At 65.5% G+C, this 24,146-nt stretch carries 24 protein-coding genes; 8 read left to right on the top strand and 16 right to left on the bottom strand.

Going from position 1 to position 24,146, the window contains the following annotated elements; all coding sequences use genetic code 11:
• Positions 1-201: 201 nt before the first annotated feature.
• A complete protein-coding gene (locus AC3WLM_RS16830; RefSeq protein ID WP_492478506.1) occupies positions 202-1,392 on the top strand; it encodes a replication initiator protein A in 1,191 nt (396 codons plus the stop codon).
• A gap of 454 nt (positions 1,393-1,846) precedes the next feature.
• Here the strand turns inward: AC3WLM_RS16830 and AC3WLM_RS16835 are convergent, their stop codons facing one another.
• The 3 genes from AC3WLM_RS16835 to AC3WLM_RS16845 form a co-directional block, all read right to left on the bottom strand.
• Positions 1,847-2,806, bottom strand: a complete 960-nt coding sequence (locus AC3WLM_RS16835) for a hypothetical protein (protein ID WP_492478150.1) — start codon at positions 2,804-2,806, stop codon at positions 1,847-1,849.
• 101 nt (positions 2,807-2,907) lie between these two features.
• Positions 2,908-3,615, bottom strand: a complete 708-nt coding sequence (locus AC3WLM_RS16840; RefSeq protein ID WP_492478151.1) for a hypothetical protein — start codon at positions 3,613-3,615, stop codon at positions 2,908-2,910.
• Positions 3,612-4,100: an RNA polymerase sigma factor gene (locus AC3WLM_RS16845; RefSeq protein ID WP_039335753.1), complete on the bottom strand. Its 489-nt coding sequence runs from the start codon at positions 4,098-4,100 to the stop codon at positions 3,612-3,614. The genes AC3WLM_RS16840 and AC3WLM_RS16845 overlap by 4 nt, the downstream gene beginning before the upstream one ends.
• Positions 4,101-4,186: 86 nt before the next feature.
• Between AC3WLM_RS16845 and AC3WLM_RS16850 the strand changes: the two genes are divergently transcribed.
• Together AC3WLM_RS16850 and AC3WLM_RS16855 are read left to right on the top strand one after the other, a co-directional pair.
• Positions 4,187-5,434, top strand: a complete 1,248-nt coding sequence (locus AC3WLM_RS16850) for a S8 family serine peptidase (RefSeq protein WP_492478152.1) — start codon at positions 4,187-4,189, stop codon at positions 5,432-5,434.
• 248 nt (positions 5,435-5,682) lie between these two features.
• The gene (locus AC3WLM_RS16855) at positions 5,683-6,585 is read left to right on the top strand and encodes a PRC-barrel domain-containing protein (RefSeq protein WP_492478153.1); all 903 of its coding nucleotides are present in this window, start codon (positions 5,683-5,685) and stop codon (positions 6,583-6,585) included.
• Between the two features lie 77 nt (positions 6,586-6,662).
• On the opposite strand, the gene AC3WLM_RS16860 is transcribed toward AC3WLM_RS16855, so the two are convergent.
• From AC3WLM_RS16860 to AC3WLM_RS16870, 3 genes are all read right to left on the bottom strand, one after another.
• Entirely contained in the window at positions 6,663-7,547 is an 885-nt protein-coding gene (locus AC3WLM_RS16860; RefSeq protein WP_492478154.1) for a hypothetical protein, read from the bottom strand.
• A 53-nt stretch (positions 7,548-7,600) separates the two neighbouring features.
• The gene (locus AC3WLM_RS16865; protein WP_492478155.1) at positions 7,601-7,900 is read right to left on the bottom strand and encodes a hypothetical protein; all 300 of its coding nucleotides are present in this window, start codon (positions 7,898-7,900) and stop codon (positions 7,601-7,603) included.
• Between the two features lie 205 nt (positions 7,901-8,105).
• Complete coding sequence (locus tag AC3WLM_RS16870) at positions 8,106-9,725, bottom strand: GMC family oxidoreductase (protein WP_492478156.1); 1,620 nt, start codon at positions 9,723-9,725, stop codon at positions 8,106-8,108.
• 121 nt (positions 9,726-9,846) lie between these two features.
• Between AC3WLM_RS16870 and AC3WLM_RS16875 the strand changes: the two genes are divergently transcribed.
• The 4 genes from AC3WLM_RS16875 (at position 9,847) to AC3WLM_RS16890 (ending at position 14,188) form a co-directional block, all read left to right on the top strand.
• Positions 9,847-10,233 carry a C-glycoside deglycosidase beta subunit domain-containing protein gene (locus AC3WLM_RS16875; RefSeq protein ID WP_039334456.1) on the top strand — a complete coding sequence of 129 codons (387 nt, stop codon included), beginning with the start codon at positions 9,847-9,849 and terminating at the stop codon, positions 10,231-10,233.
• A 16-nt stretch (positions 10,234-10,249) separates the two neighbouring features.
• Positions 10,250-11,248, top strand: a complete 999-nt coding sequence (locus AC3WLM_RS16880; RefSeq protein ID WP_039334458.1) for a sugar phosphate isomerase/epimerase family protein — start codon at positions 10,250-10,252, stop codon at positions 11,246-11,248.
• Positions 11,249-11,251: 3 nt separating this feature from the next.
• Positions 11,252-12,022: a TIM barrel protein gene (locus tag AC3WLM_RS16885; protein WP_492478157.1), complete on the top strand. Its 771-nt coding sequence runs from the start codon at positions 11,252-11,254 to the stop codon at positions 12,020-12,022.
• Positions 12,023-12,217: 195 nt separating this feature from the next.
• Entirely contained in the window at positions 12,218-14,188 is a 1,971-nt protein-coding gene (locus tag AC3WLM_RS16890; protein WP_492478507.1) for a putative bifunctional diguanylate cyclase/phosphodiesterase, read from the top strand.
• 3 nt (positions 14,189-14,191) lie between these two features.
• Here AC3WLM_RS16890 and estDL136 read toward each other — a convergent pair whose 3' ends face one another.
• From estDL136 to AC3WLM_RS16940, 10 genes are all read right to left on the bottom strand, one after another.
• Complete coding sequence (estDL136, locus tag AC3WLM_RS16895) at positions 14,192-15,118, bottom strand: chloramphenicol hydrolase (protein ID WP_039334463.1); 927 nt, start codon at positions 15,116-15,118, stop codon at positions 14,192-14,194.
• A gap of 13 nt (positions 15,119-15,131) precedes the next feature.
• A complete protein-coding gene (locus tag AC3WLM_RS16900) occupies positions 15,132-16,031 on the bottom strand; it encodes an NAD-dependent epimerase/dehydratase family protein (protein ID WP_492478158.1) in 900 nt (299 codons plus the stop codon).
• Positions 16,031-16,837: an SDR family NAD(P)-dependent oxidoreductase gene (locus AC3WLM_RS16905; protein ID WP_492478159.1), complete on the bottom strand. Its 807-nt coding sequence runs from the start codon at positions 16,835-16,837 to the stop codon at positions 16,031-16,033. Before AC3WLM_RS16905 ends, AC3WLM_RS16900 begins: the two co-directional genes overlap by 1 nt.
• Positions 16,834-17,259 carry a nuclear transport factor 2 family protein gene (locus AC3WLM_RS16910; protein ID WP_492478160.1) on the bottom strand — a complete coding sequence of 142 codons (426 nt, stop codon included), beginning with the start codon at positions 17,257-17,259 and terminating at the stop codon, positions 16,834-16,836. Before AC3WLM_RS16910 ends, AC3WLM_RS16905 begins: the two co-directional genes overlap by 4 nt.
• A complete protein-coding gene (locus tag AC3WLM_RS16915; RefSeq protein ID WP_052242363.1) occupies positions 17,256-18,128 on the bottom strand; it encodes an SDR family NAD(P)-dependent oxidoreductase in 873 nt (290 codons plus the stop codon). Before AC3WLM_RS16915 ends, AC3WLM_RS16910 begins: the two co-directional genes overlap by 4 nt.
• A 117-nt stretch (positions 18,129-18,245) precedes the next feature.
• Positions 18,246-18,578, bottom strand: a complete 333-nt coding sequence (locus AC3WLM_RS16920) for a 2Fe-2S iron-sulfur cluster-binding protein (RefSeq protein WP_039334472.1) — start codon at positions 18,576-18,578, stop codon at positions 18,246-18,248.
• A 10-nt stretch (positions 18,579-18,588) separates the two neighbouring features.
• On the bottom strand, positions 18,589-20,007 hold the full coding sequence (locus AC3WLM_RS16925; RefSeq protein WP_492478161.1) for a cytochrome P450: 1,419 nt from the start codon (positions 20,005-20,007) through the stop codon (positions 18,589-18,591).
• A 295-nt stretch (positions 20,008-20,302) separates the two neighbouring features.
• Positions 20,303-21,178 carry an SDR family NAD(P)-dependent oxidoreductase gene (locus AC3WLM_RS16930; protein WP_492478162.1) on the bottom strand — a complete coding sequence of 292 codons (876 nt, stop codon included), beginning with the start codon at positions 21,176-21,178 and terminating at the stop codon, positions 20,303-20,305.
• 23 nt (positions 21,179-21,201) lie between these two features.
• Complete coding sequence (locus AC3WLM_RS16935; RefSeq protein ID WP_492478163.1) at positions 21,202-21,930, bottom strand: EthD domain-containing protein; 729 nt, start codon at positions 21,928-21,930, stop codon at positions 21,202-21,204.
• A 13-nt stretch (positions 21,931-21,943) separates the two neighbouring features.
• Positions 21,944-22,705: an SDR family NAD(P)-dependent oxidoreductase gene (locus tag AC3WLM_RS16940; RefSeq protein ID WP_492478164.1), complete on the bottom strand. Its 762-nt coding sequence runs from the start codon at positions 22,703-22,705 to the stop codon at positions 21,944-21,946.
• Between the two features lie 324 nt (positions 22,706-23,029).
• On the opposite strand from AC3WLM_RS16940, the gene AC3WLM_RS16945 reads away from it, so the two are divergent.
• Positions 23,030-24,109 carry a 3-ketosteroid-9-alpha-monooxygenase, oxygenase component gene (locus AC3WLM_RS16945; protein ID WP_039334652.1) on the top strand — a complete coding sequence of 360 codons (1,080 nt, stop codon included), beginning with the start codon at positions 23,030-23,032 and terminating at the stop codon, positions 24,107-24,109.
• The last annotated feature ends 37 nt before the right edge of the window (positions 24,110-24,146 follow it).

The following is a 24,146-nucleotide window of genomic DNA, read 5'->3' on the forward strand; positions in this document are numbered from 1 at the left end:
ATGCTTGGCGCAACCTCTCAGCACGCGTGTTTCCCCGGGGAAACGAGCCACAGCGATCCTCACTCAAAAATGTTTCCCCGGGGAAACACCCGCGAAAGCCTCCTCACCTTGACCCGCGCCCGCCCTGCACCGTCGCAACCGCAGAACCGCAAGGGTCCGTCGGGCGACCAGTTCGATCTGTTCCTGCCCTACGTGGCGGACATGCCGATGCGCGATCAGCGCGAGATGATGGAGCGCCCCTTCTTCAGCCTCGCCAAGTCGAAACGCGTCAAGCCGATCGACTACACCTCGCCCGACGGCAAGCTGTGGGTCCACGTTTCGGCCAGTCCGGAATACGGCATGGCGACGATCTGGGATGCCGATATCCTGATCTACTGCGCCAGCGTGCTTGCCGACATGGCACGACGCGGCGTCAACGACGTGCCGCGCAAACTGAACCTGATGCCCTACGACCTGCTCCGCGCCATCGGCAGGCCGACCACGGGCCGCGCCTACGAGCTGCTCGGCCAGGCGCTGGACCGCCTTGTCGCCACGACGATCAAGACCAACATCCGCGCGGAAAACAGACGCGAGGCCACCTTTTCATGGCTCGATGGCTGGACCCAGCTGGTCGATGAAAAGACCGAACGATCGCGCGGCATGACCATCGAATTGTCCAACTGGTTCTGGGAAGGCGTGATGATGAAGGGCGGCGTGCTCTCGATCGACCGCGCCTATTTCGACATTACCGGCGGACGCGAACGCTGGCTCTACAAGGTGGCGCGCAAGCATGCCGGGGGGGCAGGGGAAGAGGGCTTTGCCATCTCCATGCCGACCTTGTTCGAGAAGTCCGGTGCGGAGGGCGAATACCGCCGCTTCAAGTTCGAGATCCTCAAGCTTGCCGAAAAGGACGCGCTGCCGGGCTATGGCCTCAGCGTGGAGACCGCCAAGGGCGGCGAACCGATGCTGCGCATGCGCCGGATCGACGGCAAGGATGGCGCGGGCGTCGTGGGGCAGGGGACTGGCGGCGTGGTACGACAGCCCGAGGCAGAGCGCGCTTCGGCACCGTCCACCAGCAGCAAGTCCGCTGAGCCCGCACCTGTCGGCGGTACCTCGCCCTCGGGTGTTTCCCCGGGGAAACATTCTTCTCCGACCGAAACCTTTGACGCCTCGGCGCTGATCCGCAAGGCGGTGAAGGGCCTGAGCGACAATGCGACCCGCGGGTTCATGGCCGACGAGACCATCGCCTATTTGCGCGAAACTTGCCCGGGCTGGGACCTCCACGCGCTCCATGCCGAGTTCGAAGGCTGGGTGAATGCCGACGCGGCGCGGCTGCCCGCCAACTGGCAGAAGGCCTTCATCGGCTTCGTCAAGCGCCACCACGAGAAGCACGGCCACACCCTGCGCCGTTGAACTTCGCGCTCTCCGTTCCGAAAATGTCGTGTTTGCAGAGAGTGCCCGTTCCTGAAGTGTCGGGCTTGGTGGGGCGACGTTTCCCACGGATTTTGCAGCGGCGTGCTTATCCACCGAATTTGAACCTACTTGTTGGAGTTCTGTTGGAAAGTGATTCAATCGTCCCACCCCATCGCACCCCTGATCCGATCCATCGATCCATCGGGAACGGTCTGATCCGGGGTTTCGACCTATCAGGAACGCCCCGTCGATCCTTCAGGAACACCGGGTCGATCCATCGGGAACGATTGGCCGACACTCCGGGAACAGGCGGAATGGCGCGAATCGCGGAGAATTGGCGAGTCGGGGCAGGGCGCGGGGCGCTTAACCTGTCTAACCCTATCTAAAGGCCTCTAACCCTCGGGAAGCTTCGCTTTCTTGGGAAATGAAGGGATGAGGTCTTGTGGGGCAGGCCTCAATAGAGGTCGGCAGCAAAGGGGGCGGCGGCGATGGGCGTGCAGGAAAAGGGCTCGAACATGCCATTGGAGCGGGCGAGACCGCCGCTTTCGAGCTGGCGCAGCAGCTTGCCCGCGCCGGCCTTGGTCACGCCCAGGGCGCGGCCGAGCTGGGCGGGGGTGAGGTCTTCCAGACCGACGAGGAGGAGCCACGCACTGCCGAGCCGCGAGTGGGAGCGCTGCTGCGGGAATTCGGCGGCAAAGCGTCGCGTTGCCCGCCAGATGCGGTCAAGATCGCGGGCCACTTCCAGCATGGCGCGGAGCAGGCATTCACGCGCGCCATCGCGGCGTTTCGCCGGGGAAAGATCGGCGCGGAACAGGCGGCGCCGGGCAAGCGCGGGCAAGGGCAGGGGCGGAGCGGTGAGGGCAAAGGCTTGGGGCCGGGCGAGGGCGAGGAGGTTGATCGCCCAGCACGGACTGAGCGCCGTGGCGCCGAGCGCGTCATCGCCTGCGGGGCCCAGCGAGTAGCGGTGCTGGTCAATCAGTGCCAGAAGCCGCTCCAGCGGGTCTGTGGGCAGGCGTTCCCCTGCGAGGGTGGCGATGACCGCTTCGAGCTGAACCATGCTCTGTGCCGCGATCGTGGCGGCCTGGCGGGCTTCGGCGGCAAGGGGGGCAACGGCAATGCGGCGGACGGTCCGCACGGCCTCTGCCAGCGGTGATGCGGGGGAAGGGAGGATGGCCGTGAGGAGGGCGAGGAAAGCGTCACGCTCTGCCGCGCATTCGGCCCCGACCAGCCTTGCGCCAAGCGTGATGCCGCGGTCCTCGCGATAGGCGGCCCAGGCCTGCGAGAGTTGGCGCAATGCCAGCGTTTGCTGCATTTCCGGGGTGAAAAGCCCGGCAGGATCGAGGTGCGTGCGGACCAGCGCATCAAGCTGGCCGCGGCGGAAAGCGAGGGTGAGGGGGGCGGGATCGTAGGCCACGGGAGCCGCCACGCATACCGGCATTGCCCCGCACCGTCAACGATTGGGATACCTAACTGCCACTTTGGTATCCTATCATGATGATCGAAACGGGCGGCGGATCAGGGCGTCTCGCGCCATCCGTTCCGGCGCGCGGCCAATTCCTCTTCTGCGGTAAGCGCGGGGCCTGCGGCCATGGCCTGCGCGGCGGCGAGGACATCGCCTGCACTGCCGGCCTGGCGGTATTCCCCCGCCGGTGCGCCGCCGCTGCTGGCCGCGCTGTGGCTTCGCAATTGCCACCCTTGCGCATCGCGGCAGGCGATGGCGGCGCTGGCAGCGCGTTCGAACGCCCGGCAATAGGCGCCGCCTGCATCGCGGAAGCTGAGCAGGACGCGCACCGGAGCATCGGCCTGTTGCCCGGCGACGAGTTGGCTATCGAGCGCGCTGGCGAGCTGGGCATCGGCATAGCCGGCATCGCTGGCAGGACGCAGGGTGAGGGCAAGGACCAGCGAGGCGGCAAGCGCCGGGCCGGCAAGCCATGTCCAGCGCGGCGGCCCCTTGCGGCGGGCGCGCGCATCGGCAAGGCTTGCCACATTGTCCTGCGGGGCCTTGAGCAGCGCGGCGAGATGATTGGGCACCGGTTCTGCGGCAATGGGCGCGAAATGGGCGCCGAGGCGCTGGGCGAGGGCGCGATGCGCGGCAACCTGCTTCTCCAGCGCCGGATCGGCGGCAATGGCCGCAGCGATGCGCTCGAGTTCGGCCCCTTCAAGCTGGCCATCGGCAAAGGCGGCGATTTGTTCGGGGGTGGGCTGTTGGTGGGTGGGGGTCATGCCGCTTCTCCCAGCAGGGCCATCAGGGCATCGCGTCCGCGCACCAGGCGCGAATTGAGCGTGCCGACCGGGCAGCCGACGATTTCGGCCGCTTCCTTGTAGGACCAGCCTTCGACCATCACCAGCAGCACGGCCTCGCGCTGTTCATCGGGCAGGCGGGCAAGCGCGCGGTCCATGTCGGCCAGGGCAACGCGGGCTTCCTGTCCGCCTGATGCGCCGACGCCGAGGCCCGCTTCCTCGTCTGTGAAGGTCTCGTGGCGCCGGGTGCGGGCGCGGATTTCATCGATCCAGATATTGCGCATCATCCTGTACATCCAGCTGTCGAGCCGCGTGCCCTCCTGCCACTTGCTGCGCGAGCGCAGGGCGCGTTCGATGGTGGTCTGGCAAAGATCATCGGCCTCGCCCGCATCGCGCGAAAGCCCGGCGGCAAAGCGCCGCAAGCGCGGGAGCAGTGCAAGGATGCCATCGGCGAAGGGATCGGCCAGTGTCGTTACCTTTCTGATGGATAGAACGGACGGCCTCGTTCGTTTAATCCGTGAGACAGCGAAGATATGGCAATATTTTTATGAACATGAAACGCTTAGCCATCCCCCTGATCGCGCTTGGTGCCATGGCTACCCCGCTGTGCGCGCAATTGGCGCTGCCCGATCTGGGGCAGGGGGCGGCGGGGCGGACGCTGGGAGGCATTGGCGGCACACTGGGCGATACGCTGGGCGACTTGGGGGGCAATGTCTCCCGGACCGTTCGGGGCCTTGCCGAGGCGCGGTTGGTCCGGCTCGACAGGCTGGCGCGTGCCAACCGCAACCTGATCGAGAAGGATGCTGCGGGCGCGCTTGCCCGGCGCGGCGAACTGCTGGTGATGGACTCCACTGCCGACGACATCGCCACGGCGCAGCGGGCGGGCTTCGTCGTGCTTTCGCGCGAGCGGCTGGGCGATCTGGGGGTTGAAGTGGTGCGGCTGGGCGTGCCTTCGGGCATGGGGCTGGCCAAGGCGCAGGACGTGCTGTCACAGGCGCTGCCGGGAGCGACCGTTGCTGCCGATACGCTGAACTTCCAGGGCGGCACGGCGTCGGGTTCTGCAGGCAGGGCAGGGGGCGCGGCAGGGGGCAGGGCAGGGGCCATGCCGCCGATAGCAACGCCGGTTGGCGTTATCGACGGCGCGCCCATGCCGGGGCTCAAACCTGCCGAAACGCGCGGCTTTGCCCGTGGTGCGCCCAAGGCCAGCGATCATGGCAGCGCGGTTACCTCGCTGCTGCAGTTTGCCGGGGTGCAGCGCGTGCTGGTGGCCGATGTCTATGGCAGCGACCCGGCAGGCGGCAATGCCCTGGCGGTGGCCAAGGGGCTGGACTGGCTGGTGGGCAAGGGCGTGAAGGTGGTATCGGTCAGCCTCGTCGGCCCGCCCAATCCGCTGCTGGCGCGGGCGGTGAAGGCGGCGCAGGGCAAGGGCGCGGTGATCGTGGCGGCGGTGGGCAACGATGGCCCGGCGGCGCCGCCTTCCTATCCCGCCTCCTACCCCGGCGTGATCGCGGTGACGGCAGTGGACGGGCGCAACCGGGCGCTGATCGAGGCGGGGCGGGCGCTGCATCTCGACTATGCCGCGCCGGGGGCCGATATCGCGGCGACCAATGCTGCGGGGCGGCGGGTGAAAGTGCGCGGCACATCTTTTGCAACGCCGCTGGTGGCATCGCGCGTGGCGCTGAAATGGGGCGCCAATCTGGGGCCGAAGCTTGATGCCGAGGCGATCGATCTGGGCGCACGGGGCCCGGATGGCACGTATGGCCGCGGGCTGCTGTGCACGATCTGCAGACCTGCGCGGTAGGGTGACGAGGGATGGGCGCTGAATGCCCACCCCCAACCCCTCCCGCCTGCGGGAGGGGAGCGAGACTTGGCGAGCCGAAGGCGAGATTAGTCGCAGCGGGGTGGGCCGTTGGCGCTGGCGTTCGCAACCCGGGTGATTTCCGAAAAAATTCTGGGGCGCGTGAATTAAACCGGACAGCCCATCCGTTTTCCTTTGTGAGAGGCCGTTGCGAAGGCGGCCCTGCCCACTTTGAGGAAAGGAAATTCACGATGCGCAAGATCCTTATCGCTTCGACCGCCATGCTGATCGCGCTGGCTCCGGCTGCACAGGCCCAGATCCTGGGCGGTGGCGGCATCGGCGGCGGCCTTGGTGGATCGCTGGGCGGCACGCTTGGTGGTTCGATTGGGGGCAGCACCATCGGCCGGACCATGGACAGCGTCGACAGCACGACGCGCAGCACCGTTCGCAGCACTACACGCGGCTCGGCGGACGCCACGGGCCGCGCTTCGGCCAGCAAGTCGGTCGATCGCAAGAGCGGCAAGGTGGGCGCACAGGGCAGTGCCGACGGTTCGCTGACCGGCAGCCTTGGCCAGACGCTTTCCACCCCGACCGGCATGACCCGCGCAGGCGGCTCTGGCGCGGCTTCGGGCGGGGCTTCGGGTGGCGCCAATGCGCAGCTGATCGGCACCGATGCGGTGCGGTCTACCGCTGGCGAAGTCGCCGGAACGGCACGAAGCACGGCGCGCGGGGCGGTTGACGGCACTCGCAGCACTGCCGGTGCGCTGGCGACCAGTGGGCGCAGCGTGGCAGGTTCCGTCGCTGGCTCTGGCGCGGGGATGGCGAGCGGTTCGGCGAATGGCGCGCTTTCGGCCGGTGCGGGATCGCTGGCCCTGGCCGGCAGCGCAGCGTCTTCGGCGCAAGGTGCCTTCTCGCTCAGCAAGGGCATGAACGTGCTTGGCCCCGATGGCGAGAAGATCGGCAAGATCCGCGAGGTGATCGCCGACAGCCGCGGGCGGGTGCAATCCCTGCTGGTCAAGGTCGACGGTGAAAAGGCCCTGCTGCCCGCCGCCAACTTCAGCGGCAGCGGCAACGGCAAGGCTGTCGTCTCGGCAATGGGCGAAGGCCAGATCAAGCGCGTGGCCCAGCAGCAGGAAGCCGCTGCGGAGGATTGATGTAAAGGCCGGCAAAACACGCTGAAGGCGCGGTCCCGGGGAAGGACCGCGCCTTTTCGCTTTCGGGGCTCTGCCTCTTAAGGGTCCTTGCGTTCCTTGGTTTCGCAGGCCTTGGCGATGGCTTTCAGGACTTCGGCCTCTTGGCCTTGGGGAATCTTGCCGCCGTCGATCGCGGCTTTGCCAACTGCAATGCAATCCTGAATGGCTTTGGTGGGTGCTGCTTCCCTGATCCCCTGCGCAATGAATTGTGCGGCGATACCAGTCGAGAAGGTGTTGCCGAGCTTCATGCCTCCGCCTTCCGTACCACCGGACGTGTCGCCGTTGAACGTGCCGAAGACCGAGAGCGCATCTGTCTTGGTGTCGCCGCTTTCCTCTTCCTTCTGGGCGATGAGAATTCTCAACTCGCTTTCAGCCTTGTCGATGCGTCCGGCGGTATTGGCCATCTGCCCCTCGATTGTGCCGAGTTCTGCGTTAAGTGCCTGCACAGGCAGATTGCGGACGCGGGTTTCTGTCGCTTTGAGTGTCGCCAGTTGCTCAACTTCCGTGGGGGTAAGAACGCGTGCCACCCCTGCGGGGGCGCTTTCGAGCGCAGCAATGCTGGCCTGAGTTTTAGACAGGTTCGCAAATTCAGCGAGCTGGGACTTGATCTCGACGAGGCGCCGAGAGCGCTGGGCGTTGGCTTCCATGCCTTCACTGATGATCGAGCGCAGTTCGCTCATCCGGTTTCGGTCGACACGGCTGCGGCCGTTCTGGTCACTGTGGCCTTCAACCCGCTGCAGGTTGTAATCGGATGAGCAACCGTCCGCCTTGCTGCACTGCTTCGCTACGGCAATGGGAACATAGGCGATATCAAGCGCACGGAAACCGATGTTGACATCAAGGCCCGGCGCTTCGGGAGCACCTGCCTTGACACCCAGACCCAGCTGCTTGGTGGATGAATAGACCAGCGGTGCCTGTTCCATCGCCCCGCATCCGCCAAGGATCAGAGTGGCCGCCAGCCAGATGTTATTGCGCCTCATTGCTTGTCCCCCTTGTCCAGCGTACAAATATCGGTCCGTCGGCCGATCAGATCCTGCCATATACGGGCCTCTTGGGGGTCTTTGGGCAATTCGAAGATTATGATCCGACATTGCGACAGGTCTTTTGCCTGAACAGTATCGGCACTTCCATATCCGAGCACGAGGCCATTCGGCAGTAGACCAAGACCAAAAACCGTGGTCCTGTATGCAGTTATGCCGCTTGCGGATTGAGGAAGAACGGCCGGCTTGCCCACATGAGCGGTCGACCGGCGGCCAGAAGCGTCTTCAATACTCACGATCGTGCAAGAGCACAGAAACTGTGCAAGACACATCGCAGCGAAGACTGAAGTCCGTGCCACCCTTTACACCCCCATCGGGAAGGTGACACGGTTTTACTTTGCCGTAAACCAGTCGAGTGCTGGTTTTTCTTGAATCAGACCGATCCGGAGTAAATTTGGACCAGAAGAGAAGGGGCTGATATGTCCCTCCCTTTCCGCCGCTCTACCTGGCATCCTCCAAAATCAGCTCAGCCGCGCGTTCCGCTACCGCCATTGCCGGGCCGTTGGTGTTGCCGGAGACGGGGGTGGGCATGATCGAGCAGTCGACCACGCGCAGGGAGCCGATGCCGTGGACGCGGGCGCGGGTGTCGGTGACGGAGGTGGCTTCATCGGTGCCCATGGCGCAGGTGCCGGTGCCGTGGAGGCCGACTTCGACCATCTTGGCAAGCTCGGCCAGGATCGCGGCCTCGTCCTGCACGTCGGGGCCGGGCATGCGTTCGGTGCCGATGAAGGCTTTCAGCGGTTCGGACCCGGCGATGGCGCGGAACAGGCGGAAGAGTTCGAGGCTCTTGGCCCGGTCCGAGGGATCGGACCAGATCGCGGCGTCGGCGATCGGCGCGTCGCGGAAGTTGGGCGAAGTGAGGCGGATCGAGCCGCGGCTCTTGGGCCGCAGGTGATAGCCGGAGAAGGTGAGGCCGGGATTGGGCGTGAGCGGGCTGCCGGGGCGGGCGGCCATCTCGTTCACCGTGCGCATGGCGAAGGGCGCGGCGCCGACCTGCAGATCGGGCCAGTCCTCGGGCGTGCCTTCGCTGGCGACCAGGCCGGTAATCGGCATGCCGACGCGGGCAAGGTGGCCGGTGCCAGTGAGGAAATACTGGAGGGCATTGCGATAGAGCCGCCAACCGAAGAACTCGCGGTTGGTGCCGGGGTGGTTCGTCAGGTCGAACGAGACGCCGAACTTGGTGTGATCGGACAGGTTCTGGCCGACGCGGGCGAGGTCCTTGATCACCGGAATGCCCAGCGCCTGCAGCGTGGCGCCGGGGCCGACGCCCGACAGCTGGAGAAGCTGCGGCGAGCCATAGACGCCGGCGGAAAGGATGACTTCCTTCGCGGCGGTGTGGCTGCGCTCTTCCCCATGGGCTTCGGTGACGACGCCCGTGGCGCGGCCGCCTTCGATGGTGATGCGCTTTACCGCAGTGTGCTGGGCAATGGTAAGGTTGTGGCGGCCGAGGATCGGCATGACGAAGGCCTTGTACGAGCTTTCGCGCACGCCCTTGCGATCGACGGTGTACTGGCTGCGGCCGACGCCCTGCTTGCCGGGCGTGGTGATATCGTCGAGCCAGGGCATGCCCTGCGTGCCGAAGCCGGCGACCAGTGCATCGAGCACCGGCGACTGGTAGGTCGACGCAGTGACCTGCAGTTCACCACCCTGGCCCCGACCAGGATGCGCGCCGGGATCGCGATAGTCCTCGAACTTCCTGTAGCAGCGGGCGATTTCATCCCAGCCCCAGCCCGACAGGCCGTGGTCGGTCCAGCTGTCGAAGTCCTTGGGCATGCCGGTGAGATACCAGGTGCCGTTGATGGCCGAGGAGCCACCCATGCCGCGCCCGTAAGTGTGGATGCCGCCGCGCATGCCGGGGCGCGGTTCGGTCTGGTAGACGCGGAAGTAATCGGGGTTGCCCATCATCTTGATGAAGCCGCCGGCCATCTTGATGAAGGGGTGCTGGTTGTCGCCACCGTCCTCGATCAGCAGGACGCGGGTTTGCGGATTGGCGCTGAGGCGGTTGGCCAGGACGCAGCCTGCCGAGCCCGCGCCCACGATGATGTAATCGAATTCCGCCATGACCCTCTGGCACCTGTCCCTGAATTAGAATAGAACTGAAGTTCTCTTTTTATCTGCACAGGCCTTGACCCGCTGTCAAGCGATGATTAGAAGAAGCATTCTAATTATCGGGAGAGCAAACGTGCTGCCAGTCGAACGGGTGATCGGAGAAGAAGGACTTGCTGCTACGGCAGGCGGGTTGAAGCTGGCGATGCGCCTGCCATGGTATCGCTCGCTGCCGTTTTCGGTGGTGGAAGTGGGGCCGCTGTCGGTGGGTGGCGAAGCTGTCGACTTGTCCGACGCGCTGATCGAATACAACGGCCAGCAATGGCCGCTTTCGGAGAATGGCGAGAAGGTGGACACCTTCTGGTTCATCCGCGATTCGGCGTTTCTGGTGCTGCCTTCGCTCAGCGCCGAGGTGGGTGAAACCCGCGAGGTTTCGCTGAACCTGTTCATCAGCCCGCCCTACATTCCGGGGATGAAGCGGACCAATCCGCAGACCTCCACGCTCACTGTCGAAGCTGCCTGAGAGAGGACCGGCAATCATGGCTACTACCGCAACTGGTCCGCAGACCGGCGTTACGCTCTATTCCTTCACCAACGAGTACCTGACCCGCCAGTTCGAGCTCGATACGCTGCTGGCCGAAGTGGCCAAGCGCAACCTGGGTCCGAACATCGAGATCATCGGCTTCCAGAACTTCCGTGAATTCCCCGACGTTTCGGACAAGTTCGCCGAAGAGTTCAAGCAGATGATCGCCGAGACGGGCCTGAACCCGGTTTCCTGCGCGATCAATTCCGACCGCTTCCTCAAGCCGGGCGCGCAGCCGATCGAGGACGCCGCGCTGGTGGAATACCACAAGCGCCAGCTGCGTTCGGCCAAGAAGATGGGCTTCAGTCTGGTGCGCTACCAGTTCGCGCTGCCGGTGCACCTGCTGCCGGAAATCGCACCCTATGCCGAGGAGCTGGACATCCGCATGGGCGTGGAAGTCCACGCGCCGATGTGGGCGGGGCACCCCGCGGTGCAGGCCTATGGCGAGATGTACGACAAGCTGAACACGCCGTACCTGGGCTGGATTCCCGACTTCGGCGGCACGGCAAGCCGCATCCCGGAATCGATGCTCGATGCTGCGCGCGCCAAGGGGGCCAAGGAAGACCTGCTCGACAAGCTCAAGGAAGTCTGGCTCGAAGACGGCATGAGCCACGAGAAGGCCGGGCGCCTGCGCGAGTGGGCTCTGCCCAAGGGCCATGGCCCGCTGGAAGTTCAGGCGGCGTGCCTGGCGTTCTTCATCCTTTCGAACCACGATCCCAAGAGTTGGGCGGCGCTGGTCGATCGCACCATCCACATCCACGGCAAGTTCTATGGCGTGAGCGAGGATCTGGTCGAGGAAGCGATCGATTACGACACGATCCTGCCGCTGTTCAAGGATGGCGGGTTCACCGGCACGATGGTCTCCGAATGGGAAGGCCATGCCTATGACATGCGCGATGCCTTCGAACAGGTCCGCCGCCACCAGGCGATGGCCCGCCGCATCTGGGGGAATTGAGCCATGGCTTTCGAACTCTCGGTAAACCTCGAATACGGCTTCACCGAAGCGGGCGACAAGATCGAGGACCGCATCGCGGCGGCTGCAGCGGCAGGCTTCCGCAAGGTGGAGCTGTTCCTGCTGAAGGGGCGCGATCTTGATGCGATCAAGGCGGCGCTCGATGCCAACGGCGTCGAACTGATCAGCACGGTGGCGGACTATGTGACGCAGCTGGTCGATCCCGCCACGCACGAGGGCTTCTGCGAGGTGTTCCGCGAGGCGGCCTCGGCGGCCAAGTTCCTCGGCTGCTCGAACGTGGTGGTCACTTCAGGGCGCGGCGTGCCGTGGCTGAAGCGGCCGGTGCAGCTTTCGATCTTCGCCGATGCGCTGCGCAAGATCCTGCCGATTGCCGAGGAGCTGGACGTGACGATCCTGCTCGAATCCGCCAACACGCGCCACGATCACCCCGGCGTGCTGTGCTCGACCACGCACGACAGCGTGGTGGTGGCCGACATGCTGGACAGCCCTCGCGTCAAGGTGCTCTACGACCTCTACCATTCGGTGGTGGAAGGCGAGGACCCGGACGAGGCGCTGGCCGCGGCGATGCACCAGGTGGTGCACGTGCAGATCGCCGACGCGCCGGGCCGGGGCGAACCGGGATCGGGCAAGATCGATTGGCCGGGGGCGCTCGCCCGCTTCGAGCGTCTGGGCTACAAGGGCACGATCGGCCTGGAACTGCAGCCGACCAAGCCTTCGGTCGAGGCGTTCGGCTATATCCGCGGGCTGTGCGCCTGAGTTACCCTTCCGTCAGCCGCTGATGCGACTGTCGTCTCCCCATTTGCACTGCGTGAAAATGGGGAGGGTGCGGCAGTCCTCGGCGGCGGACTAAGCAATTCTACGGGGTCCCCGATAATACCGCCTCTTCAAGGTTTTCGCCTAAGTTCTGCATCTTAACCAAGATTCAAGGACTTAGGGCGAAACACGGTGGGGATGCAGGCCTTTGCGAACATCCTCAGGCTGGATACCAGCGATCCGGAGCTGACGCGGGCGCAGTTTCGTTCGTTTTCGCGCCAGATGCCGCTGCTCTATGCGATTCTGGTGTGCAATGCCTTTGCCATCGCCCTGTCGTTCTTCGACCCGGCGCGCCCGATCAAGACCGTCGTGACGCCACTCGTGACATGCGGCATTGCCGTGTGGCGCGGCATCTGGTGGTGGCAGCAGGGCGATCCGGCCAAGCTGTCTGACGAATACATCGCGGCCTGCCTGCGGCGCACCTGCTGGCTGGCGATCCTGATGACCATGGCGTTCGAGGCGTGGTGCATCTGGGTCTATCCCGATGGCGATGCCTATGCGCGCAGCAACCTGACGTTTTTCCTTGGTCTGACCGAGGTCAGCACTGTCTTCTGCCTGATGACCCTGCGTCCCGCCGCGATGCGCGTGGCGCTGGTCAGCACGCTGTCGTTCCTGTTCTACTTCTCGTGGGTGGATGGCGGAAAGCTGCTCGGTCAATCGGTGGTGCTGACTCTGGTGTGCATCGGCATGATCGTGGTGACGCACCGCTACAACATCTCGTTCTCCGAACTGGTCCGCTCCCAGCGCACCCTCCGCACGCGGCAGATGGAGGCCGAAAAGCTCTCCGAGGAAAACCGGCGCATTGCGTTCAGCGATCCGCTGAGCGGCCTGCCCAACCGCCGCGAACTCCTGACGCGGCTTGATCGACTCGAGGCGCGGGCTGATCCCCTGCCCGATAGCCTTGCGGTGATCTTCATCGATCTCGATGGCTTCAAGGAAGTCAACGACGAGCACGGCCACCAGGCCGGCGACGCCCTGATCCGCAGCATCTGCCTGCGGCTGGGCCAGCATTGCCCTGCGCATGCACGACTTGCCCGGGTCGGCGGCGACGAGTTTGCGGTGCTGCTGGAAATGCCCAAGGCGCAGGCCGAGGCGGAACGTCTGGCCGCAACGATCCTCGAGGAGATCTCGCTGCCGGTGCTGGTCGAACGCCACGTGCTGCAGGTGGGCGCCAGCATCGGCGTTGCCGCCAATACCGATGCGGCCGGAACGCCACGCGAATTGCTGCGCCGCGCCGACACTGCGATGTATCACGCCAAGACCGGCGGCAAGAACCAGGTCGCCGTCTATGATGCCGCGTTCGATGAGGGTCGAAAACATCGCCTGGCCGTCGAAACGCAGATCGGTCGCGGCCTCGCCCGCGATGAGTTCGAAGTCTACTACCAGCCCGAGGTAGATGCCCAGACGGGACGGATCGTGGCGGTGGAAGCCCTGCTGCGCTGGCCGCGTCGCCCCGAGGGCCCGCTGCCGCCGGATGATTTCATCGACATTGCCGAAGCCACCGGGCAGATCCATCCGCTCGGCATGTTCGTGCTCGAACGCGCCTGCCGCGATATTGCACCGCTGGGCGACTTGCGGCTCAGCGTCAATGTCAGCCCGGCACAGTTTCGGGATTCGCATTTCGAACGGCAGGTTGCCCATGTGCTGGAGCAGACCCGCTTTCCCCCCGAGCGGCTGCAGTTCGAGATCACCGAGGGCTATCTCCTCGCCAATCCGGAGCGCGTGGTGCGCGCAGTCGAGACGTTCAAGGAGCGCGGCATGTCGATCGCGCTCGACGATTTCGGCACGGGCTTCACCAGCATCCACTACCTGCGCAGCTATGGCTTCAGCCACATCAAGATCGACAAGCCGCTGCTCGACGGCCTGGCACCGGGGAGCAAGGGCGCGATGCTGGTGACCGGGGCGATCATGCTGGCCTGCGGGCTCGACATGCGCGTGATCGCCGAGGGGGTCGAGACCGAGGAACAGGCGCAGCTGCTGCGGCAGGCCGGATGCCACAAGCTGCAGGGCTACCTGTTCGGCAAGCCCATGCCGCTTGCCGATTTCGTCGCTGCCTGGGAGCGGTCGGAGCGCACCGTGCTGCAAGCCTCGGCGCGCTTCGCCGGTTAGCGGTCAGGCCGCGAACGCTGCCTTCAACCGCGCGCCCGCCCGTTCGATATAGGGCATGGCATCGGGCACCGCCTCGAACATCGAGAAGAAGCCGTGGATCATGCCGGGCGCGAGTTCGGTCTCGACCGGCACGCCGGCCTGCTTCAGTGCCTCGGCATAGTCCAGCCCTTCGTCGCGCAAGGGATCGTACTGCGCCACCAGCACCGTGGCGGGCGGCAGGCCTGAAAGGTCCGCGTGCTGCAGCACCGCTGCTTCCGGGTGCGCGTTGGCATGATCGCCCACGTAATGCGCCCAGAACCACTGCATCATGCGGGTGGTGAGGAAGTAGCCTTCGGCATTCTCGGTATAGGAGCCGTTCTCGAAGTTGGTGTCGGTGACCGGGTAGATCAGCAGCTGGTGGGCGAGCTTCGGCCCGCCGGCATCGCGTGCCCGGATCGCCACGGCAGCGGCGAGGTTGCCGCCCGCGCTGTCCCCGGCCACGGCCAGGCGGTGCTTGTCGATCCCAAGGTCTGCCGCGTGGTCCACCGCCCACAGCAGGGCGTCATGGCAATCGTCGAGCGGGCCGGGGAAGGGCGTTTCCGGGGCGAGGCGGTAGTCCACCGACAGCACCGCCGCGCCGCTCGCCACGGCAAGGGCACGGGCCGAGGCATCGTGCGTCTCGATCGAGCCGATCACCCAGCCTCCGCCATGGTAGAACAGCACCAGCGGCGCGTTCTCTCCCGCGCCCTCGGGCTTATAGAGCCGCGCGGCGATGGAGCGGCCGGGCAGGTCCAGTGTCAGGTCGCGCACTTCGGCCACGGCCGGGGGCGGGCCCATCTGCATCGGCCGGTTCGCCTCGCGCAGGGCCTCGGGCGTGATCGTCTCGTAATCGACCGGCGGCATCTGCGCGAAGAAGCCGAGCAGCGCCTCGACCTGCGGATTGAGCGTCATCGGTATCTCTCCCTTACCCGTACTGGGCGACGATTTCGGCCACGGCCGCAGCCACGTCGCCGCGACGATAGCCGAGCAGCGCGGTTTCGCCAGCGTCGGTTTCATAACTGATCGTGTTGCCGCGCCCTTGCGGGATGGCCACGTCTGGCAGGAGCGGCAATTCCTCGTCGCGCTCTTCCAGCTTCACGTCACTACCAACTGCGTCGAAGAACAGCTGGAAGTATTCGCGGAAGGTCAGGTTCTCGTCACCCACCAGATAGGCCTTGCCCGGCTCGCCCCGCAACAACGCACCCTCGATGGCTTCGGACAGTGACCGGAACGACATGAAGTTGGTGCCGCCGGTGGGAGCGAAGAACGGGATCGGGATCTGGCCCTTGGCCCATGCCACGTAAGGCTCGAAGATCGCGCTGGGCAGGCCGGGAACGGCGCCGACCATGAAGGGGGCATTGACGCTGATCACGTCGAAGCCCTCGGCACCCTCGTTGCGGGCAAGCTGGCACGCGGCAAGGCGCGACTGGATATAGACGTTGCCCGCAATCAGCTCCGGTGCGGCCTGCGGGTAGAAGCTGCCGAGCTGGATGGCTCGGCTGACCTCGGCTTCGCGCGCGGCGGCGAAGACGGCCGGCAGCGCTTCGTGGTTGGCCTTCTTCAGCCATGCCCCGAAGTCTTCGCCCTGCGGCACGTGGCGCGGGTCGTTGCCTGCGGCAAAGACCATCCAGTCGAAGCCGGAAAGCGTTGCAGCGGTGAAATCACCCGCCACGTAATCTCCCTTGAGAAAGCCGAGCCCTGTCAGCGGCGTGCCCTGCGGCGCCGACGAGCGGCCGGTGATCGTCACGTTATGGCCCTGGCGCGCCAGATGCAGCGCGGCGTGGCCGCCAAGGGCCCCGGTGCCACCGATGACCAGTACTTTCATCATTCTCTCCCTTCGGAATTCGCGTTCACCACTGGTAGCGGTGCAAGATCGGGGCTGCGGCGCAGCAGGTTGCCGCCATCGACCGCGATGCACTGCCCGGTCACCCAGGCGCTTTCGTCGCCGGCAAGGAAGCGTACCGCGCCGGCCATGTCGTCGGCCTCGCCCAGCCGGCCGAGCGGGTATTCGGGCAGGAAGGCCTCGGCCGCTCCGCCCTCGAACATGCCCTGTGTCGCGCCCGAACGGGTGAGGCCCGGGCGGATGGCATTGACGCGCAGGCCCGAGGGGCCGAGCTCGTCCGCCGCCGCGCGCACCAGTCCTTCGAGCGCCGCCTTGGCCATGTGGTAGGCGGCCAGATGGCGGAAAGTGAGGACCGCCGCGCCCGATGACAGGCAGACGATCGACCCGCCTGGCTGCATCAGCGGCGCAGCAGTGCGGATCACGTGGAAGGCGGAGACGACGTTGCTCTCGAAGGCATCGCGAAGGTCTGCGGCGGTGGTCTCGATCAGCGGGCGGAACCCGCCGCCACCGACCGTGGCAAAGGCGACGTCGAGCCTGCCGGCCAAGGCGTGGGCGCCGCGTACCGCTGCGGCCACGGCCTGATATTCGGTGCCATCGCCGATGAAGGTGTGGACTTGCGCGTCCGGCACGTGCGCGCGGATGCGCGCAGCGGTTTCGGCAAGCCCGTCGGCCCGCCGCGCCATCAGGGCGAGGCGCGCCCCGTCACGCGCCAGCTGCAGCGCGCAGGCCTCGGCAATGGCTCCGGTGGCACCGGTGATGAAGGCGGTACGGCCGGAAAGACCGCTCACGCCGCGCCGCCCGGATTGGAGACGGCGCGCAGTTCTTCCCAATCGACGATCAGGGTGCGGCGGGTGAATTTCCATGTGCCTTGTTCGCGCCGCCACTGGTCCTGGTAGCGGATCGCCCAGACCAGCAGCTTGTCGCCGTCCGGCGCGGCAATGCGGTGCTCTGCCGTGGAACGGGTCTCGCCCTGCGCGGTGTCACCGTCCACGGTCACGTCCATGTCGTGCACCATGTGGCGCGTCATGGTGAAGGCGTGGGCGAGGTGGTCGATCGAGCCGAGGTTGGCTTCCAGCCCGGTGATGCTGAAGCCAGGGCCGCTGATCTCGACATCGTCGGCCAGCACTTCGCGCCACAGCGCCTTGTCGCGCCGGTCTGCGCCGAGGGCATAGCGCTCGGCGGTGCGGCGCAGGGCGGCAAGGTCGCTCATGCCACGGTGCCCGGAACAACGAGGCCATTGCCCGAAATCAGCGGCACGTTGGTCCATTCGCCCTGCGGCGTGCGATACCAGCCTGCTGCTGCCAGTGCGCCGCCATCGATGTTGATCGCGCTGCCCGTTACCCATGCCGCCAGCGGGCTGGCGAGGTAGAGCGCCGCGCCTGCACAGTCGCTGGGGCGGCCGAAGCGGCCCAGCGGAATCCAGCGCTCCTCGTGTGCGCGGTTTTCCGGCGGGATCATGATATCGAGCGCCACTTGCGGGGTGTCGGTCGTCTCGGGCGCGATGGTGTTGACGCGGATGCCCTCGGGGCCAAGCTCGAGCGCGAGGCTCTTGGTAAAGCCGGTGACGGCCCACTTCGCGGCGGCATAGACCGAGCAATAGGGGATGCCGCGATGCGCTTCGATCGAGGTGACGTTGATGATCGAGGAGCCGGGCGCGCCCTTGCGCAGCAGCGGGATCATCGCGCGGGTCATGCGCAGCATCTGGCCAAGGTTCACGTCGAGGATTTCCTCGGCCTCCTCGTCCTCCAGCATGGCGAAGGGGCGGGCGTGGACGAAGTGGCCGACATTGTTGACCAGCACGTCCAGCCGGCCGGTCTCGGCGGCGATCCGCTCGGCCAGCATTGCGCCGACGCCGCGCTGGCGCACGTCGCAGCGGATCACGCGGGCCGAGGGCATGGCGGCTTCGGCTGCATCGGCATTGGCGGGGTCGATCTCGGCGATCACCACTTGCGCGCCGGCTCCGGCGAAGGCCTCGGCAATGGCGCGGCCGATGCCAACGCCACCGCCGGTGACCAGCACGGTCTTGCCAGCGAAATCGAGCGCCTGCGCAGCGAGCTTTGCGTTATCCACCGCAGTCATACGGCAACTTCCCTCTCCATGCCGATGATTCGGCAATAGTTGTTTTTATTTCTACGCATACTGTTTGCCGGAAGAGCACATGTCAACCGAATGCGCAGGGAGAGGGCACTGCTGTTGCTAGATTCCCGGTTGCTCCGCCGGAATGTGCACCACCAGCCCGTCCAACTCCTCGCCAAGCTGGACCTGGCAGGACAGGCGGCTGTTCGGGCGGATCTCGACGCCATCGATGGCCTCGAGCATCTCGCGTTCTTCCGGCCGGGCGGGGCCGGTGCGGTCAAGCCAGTCCGGGTCGATGTAGCAGTGGCAGGTGGCGCACTGCATCATGCCGCCGCACAGCGCGTCGATCCCGTCGACAAGGTTGCCGACCGCAAGCTGCATCAGGGTCATGCCCTCGAAGTTCACGCAAGTCCGCGCCGAGCCGTCCGGCTGGACGAAAGTCACCTTGGCCATTCAGTGCGCCTCATGCATGGGCCGGGCAACCGGCCGCCTTGGCGAGCGCCGCCACGTCCGCGCTTCCACCCGCGCCATCCAGCTTGCGCCGCTTGTAGCGCACGCGGCAGGGCTGGGCGGGCCAGTAGGTCGATGCGCCGGCGATGGGGCGCACTTCGTCGATCAGCTCCATGTCGAAGTTCTGCAGCAGGATCGCCACCAGCACCTTCATTTCCATGCGCGCGAAGTTTACCCCCGCACAGCGATGCACCCCGCCGCCGAAGCCGATCAGCGAGTTGCTCTCGATCTGCGCGTCCGGGTTCTGCGGGTTGAAGCGCTCGGGATCATAGGCATCGGCATTGCGGAAGGTCTCTTCCATGCGATGGCTGACCGAGGGCGCGAGCAGCACGAATTCGCCCTTGCGGATGCGATAGCCGTCGCGCTCGATATCGGCACTGGCCTTGCGGCTGAGCATGTAGGCGACGGGGTGGAGCCGCTCTGTCTCGCGCAGGGCGAGGTCCATCTTCTCCATCGCCACGGCCTGCTCCCACCCCAGGCTGGCACCGTTGCCGCCGCCGATCAGGCCGGCGACCTCTTCGCGCAGCACCTGCTGGTAGCCGGGGTTCTGGAGGAGGTCGGCCAGCGCCCAGCTGACTTGCCCGGCGGTGGTTTCGTGGCCCGCCCAGACCAGCAGCAGGATCAGGTGCCGGATGATCTCGTCGGGCACGGCGCGGCCATCGGGATACTTCGTCTCGATCATCGTCTGGAAGAAGTCGGGCGGATCGAGCGGACTGGCGCGGCGCTTGTCGATCCACGATTGCAGGATCGCGTGGAGCTTCTTCTTGGCGCGCTGGCTTTTCACCATCTTGGGCGTCGGCAGCCACAGCGGCAGCACGAACTCCATGCCGCCTGAAAAATCGCGGAACAGCTCGAAGAATTCGTGGCCAAGCTTCTCGTGGAATTCGCGCCCCATGAAGCTGTGCGCGGCGATGTCCATTACCACGGGGCCCAGCGTCGGGATCAGGTCGAACTCGCCTTCCTCACCCAGCCGTTCGACGAGGTTCAGCGATTCCTCGACCATCACCGGCACGTACTGCTTCATCGATGCCGCCTTGAACCGGGGCATGATGATCGCGCGCTGGCGCAGGTATTCGTCCATCTCGGCAAACGAGTAGAACTCGGGCGAGAACATCTTGAGGAAGAACGGCATCGACTCCCGGATCGAGAGCAGCTTGTCGGTTTCCTCGAAGAAGAAGCGGTTGTGTTCCGGCCCCAGCATCACGTTCATGCGCTGGCCCATGAAGTTCATCGCGAAGAGCCGGCCCTTCGAGCGATAGCCGCGCTTCAGGACGGAAACCGGATCGCGAAAGAACTGGGCGAGGTGCCCGAGCAGCGGCACGCCGCCATCGAGCAAGGGAAGGCCGTCTGCACCCGCTGCTGCACTTGCCATCGATCATCTCCCCGTCTGGCCGGTTGCTCCGGCTCCAACGGGCGAAGGGTATGGGGCGGGGGGGCTGGTGCAAGGGGTTCGCGGATCTCGGTATCGCAGGATGATCCGGCGGGGATCATTGAGCGAACGTCCCTGAGCGCTTTGCCGAACAAGCCTTCAACCACAAGCCCCGTCATGCTGAACTTGTTTCAGCATCTATCTCTCACCGAACACTGTCCGTGGATGTCGAGAAATGGACCCTGAAACGAGTTCAGGCTGACGAAGCAATTAGGCGAAGGTGCTTCGGCGCTACCCTTCAATAGACCGCCGCCGGGTTCTTCGGGCGCGGGCTGCCGAGCATTTCGCGGTGCGAGGGGCGGTCGTGGCCCCTGTCCTTCACGCCCAGTTCCTTGGCGATTTCCGCCACGATCAGCGTCTGACCGGAAAGCTCGTCGCGGTTCGGCGCCCGGTCGATGGCAGCAAGGACGTGGGCGGAGAATTCGGGGTTCTCGGCCATCGACAGGAAGCCTTCGTACTGCTCCGGGTTGGTCTTGGCCGCGATCAGCGCGCGCTCGGTCAGTTGCGGGCCGAGCCAGAGCGAGACGGCGATCACGCCGGTGCCGCGGAAATCGTGCTCCATGTCGTGCGCCAGCTTGTCGAGCCCGGCCTTCTGCGCGCCGTAGGCGGGGCCGTGCATGTAGCAGGTCGCGCCGAACGACGAGGTCATCGCGATCAGGCCCGATTTCTGCGGAACCATGATCTTCGCCGCGTGCCAACTGGCGACGTAGGCACTGCGCAGACCGACATCGATGATCTTCTGCGCATCCAGTTCCTTTTCCCAGAACGGCGCCTTCTCGATCAGCTGGTGGTGCATGTAGGCGGCATTGTTGACCAGCACGTCGAGGCGGCCCTGCTCGTCCATGATCTGTTCGAATACGCGGGCGACGCTGGCATCGTCGGCATGGTCGCAGACAACGGGAATGCCCTTGCCGCCGTTCTCGGTGATCTTCTGCGCGGTTTCGGATACCGTGCCGGGCAGCACGGTGCCGTCCCAGCCCTTCGCGTCACCCGGCGTAACGGTGCGCCCGGTGACGTAGACGGTGTAGCCCATCTCGCCAAAGCCGCGCGCTATGCCGGCGCCTGCACCCCGGCTGGCGCCAGTTACGAGAGCCACTTTCGGTTGTTCGGACATGGTGGATTCCTCTTGCGCGATCTTCAGCCCAGGTGGGCGAAATCGAACTGGCTGGTGGGGATGATATCGTTGCGGGTGAAGTCGATGAAGGCGTGGCAGCTGGCCATCATCGCGTCGAGATTGGCCTTGAACTTTTCCGGGTTGCCCACGGCATCGAAGAAGACTTCGGGCTGTTCGAGCGCTTCCAGGGGAAAGCATTCCTCGACGAACGCGCTGTAGGCCGGCGCGCCTTCGGTGAGGGGGCGGACGATCAGGTTCTGGACGTATTCGAAATTCGATTGCGTCTCGATGGCCACCCGCGTGTGGTGCGAATGCCAGTGGGCGACGGCCTCTTCGCGGGTGATGTCCGGGCGGAAGGTGATGAAGCTGGCCTGGCTCCAGCCCCAGGTGCGGTGTTTCCCCGGGGAAACATTTGCAGAACACGGATGCGCGGTGTTGGGGATGATCTCGGATTCGCAGACCAGCCATGCGGCGAACCAGGCCGAATGCGCGGCCAGCGCGGCATCTACCTCAGTCCGGAAGCGGGCGTTTGCCGAGGGCATCCAGAACTGCACGACGGCAGCCTGCTGCGGCGCCTGCCACTGCTGGACCAGCGCTTCGCCCGGTGCGACCGTGGCATCGCGCAGGTTGAGCCGAACCCGGCTCGCTCCCGCAGCGACGAGCGCCTGGGGCAGGGTGCCGAGCAGTGCGGCGCCGAACTCCTCGCGCGATTGCTGCGGCGGGGCCCAGAGGGCAGCGATGACCTTTTCCATGGGCTGCGCCTCCTCAGTCGAAGTTGGCCTGTCCACCGTCGAGCGGGATTGTCGCCCCGGTCAGGTAGGCAAGGTCCTGCCCCGCAAGCGCCACCAGCGCGCGGCCGATATCGCCTTCCAGGCTGCCGACCCGGCCCAGCGGGATCGTGCGGAAGAAGGCCTGCGCCTCTTCGGGATTGTTCTCGATCCACCACTTGAGCCCGGGCGATTCCGCGTGCGGCGCGATGGTCAGCACGCGGATGCCTTCGCCGCCCCATTCGGCGGCAGCGGCGCGGGTGAGCGAACGGATCGCCTGCTTGACCGCGGCGTAGCAGCCGTAACCGGTCATGTCCCAGCGGATGCCCGCCGACGAGCAGAAGTTGAAGATCGTGCCGCCGCCGCGCGCGGCGAGGTGCGGGCGGGCGAGCTTCATCAGGCGGTGCGTGGCCAGCGGCCCGCTTTCAAATCCCGCAAGGAAGGCTTCGTCCGTCACGTCCTCGAGCTTGCCGAGCGGCACTTCCTGGGCATTGTTGACGAGAATGTCGAGCCCGCCGAAGGTGGCGACGGTGCGCTCCACCGTCGCGGCAAGGTCGGCGGCGGACCTCACGTCGCAAGCGACGGCAAGCGCCTGGCCGCCGCGTTCCTCGACCATCCGCGCCGTTGCCTCGACCTTGGCGAGCGTCCGCCCGGTGACGACGACAGATGCGCCAGCGCCTGCCATTGCCAGCGCCACGCCCTGTCCGATGCCCTGCCCGGCTCCGGTTATCAGGACGACTTTGCGGTCAAGATCGGTCATGCTTCTCTCCAGTGGCGTGAAGCGTCTTGCGGCCTCTCGCTGATCGGGTTGTTGCCACGGCCTCATGCAAACTGCAAACCAAAATCTGAACGCAGGTTACAGAGAAAACGTGGAGTATTGCTGCCTTTGCGTAAGATGCGGCATTTATGGCAACGCAAAGTGTGGTCCGCTTGGGCTTGCCCAATGCTCTTGGGCGTGCCATGCTGAGGGCGTGGGAGAAGATCGCGATCGGTCCGCAAATCGTTCGCGATTCGGTTTTCGGGATCACGAATGCGCTGTCGTCACCAAGGCAGAACGGCGCGGTGATCAAAAGGAGTGATGCAGATGGCAACCTCGAAAGAGTATGGCCTGGGTGAGTTCGATTTTCCGCGCGGCTGGTTCATGATCGGAACTGCTGCCGATGCCACGCGCACTCCCGCGCCGATCCGCTACTTCGGCAAGGATCTGGTGATCTACCGGGGCGAGAGCGGCAAGCCTTACGTGGTCGATGCCTATTGCCCGCACATGGGCGCGCACCTGGCGAAGAACAGCACGTCCTACATCGTGCGCGATGGCGAGCATGTCGAGGGCGAGTCGATCCGCTGCCCGTTCCACGGCTGGCGCTTCGGCACCGATGGCGCGTGCAACCACATTCCCTATTCCGACTTCATCCCCAAGGCAGCGAAGCTCGGCACTTATCCGGTGCTCGAACGCGCCGGGATCATCTGGATGTGGCATGATCCGGAAGGGTTGGAGCCCGACGTCGAGCTGGCCAATTTCGGCGGCCATTATGGCGAGCCGGGCTGGGTCGAATGGAAGATCGACTACATGGGCGATCTTAACAGCCACGGCATCGAGATCGTCGACAACATGGCAGACTTCGGCCACTTCGTGCCGATCCACGGGGCGACCGACTGGCAGTACTTTGCCAACGAGTTCATGGGGCCGCACCTGCACCAGTACTACAGCGCCGGGCACCGCACGCTGACCGCCAACCCCGAAGACGCGCTGGTCCTGGATACCTGGTACGAGGGGCCCGGCTTCCTGCAATCGGAAATGGCCGGCACGTTCGACAGCTTCATCATGATCGCCAACACGCCGATCGAGGACGGGGTGACGCGGTCATGGCACGCGCTGATGGTCAAGGTTCACGACGGCAGCCGCGAGACGACCGCCGAGGACCGCCAGACTGCGCTGATGTATCAGGAAGCAAGCCGCCTTGCCTTTGCGCAGGACGTGGAAATCTGGGCGAACAAGCGCGCCTGCATCAACCCGCTGGCGATCCCCAAGGATGGGCCATACGCCAAGGTGCGCCTGTGGTACCGCCAGTTCTACAACCCGCGTGACAAGGCGCCCGAGATACAGGGCCGGGTCAATGGTCTGCACGTCACGCTCGACAAGCGGCCGGGGCAGAAGGTGGCCTGAGGACATAAGGCTCCCACGCAGGGGCCAAGGGAGAGAT

This window comes from Novosphingobium sp. FW305-C-30-35 (assembly GCF_058783135.1).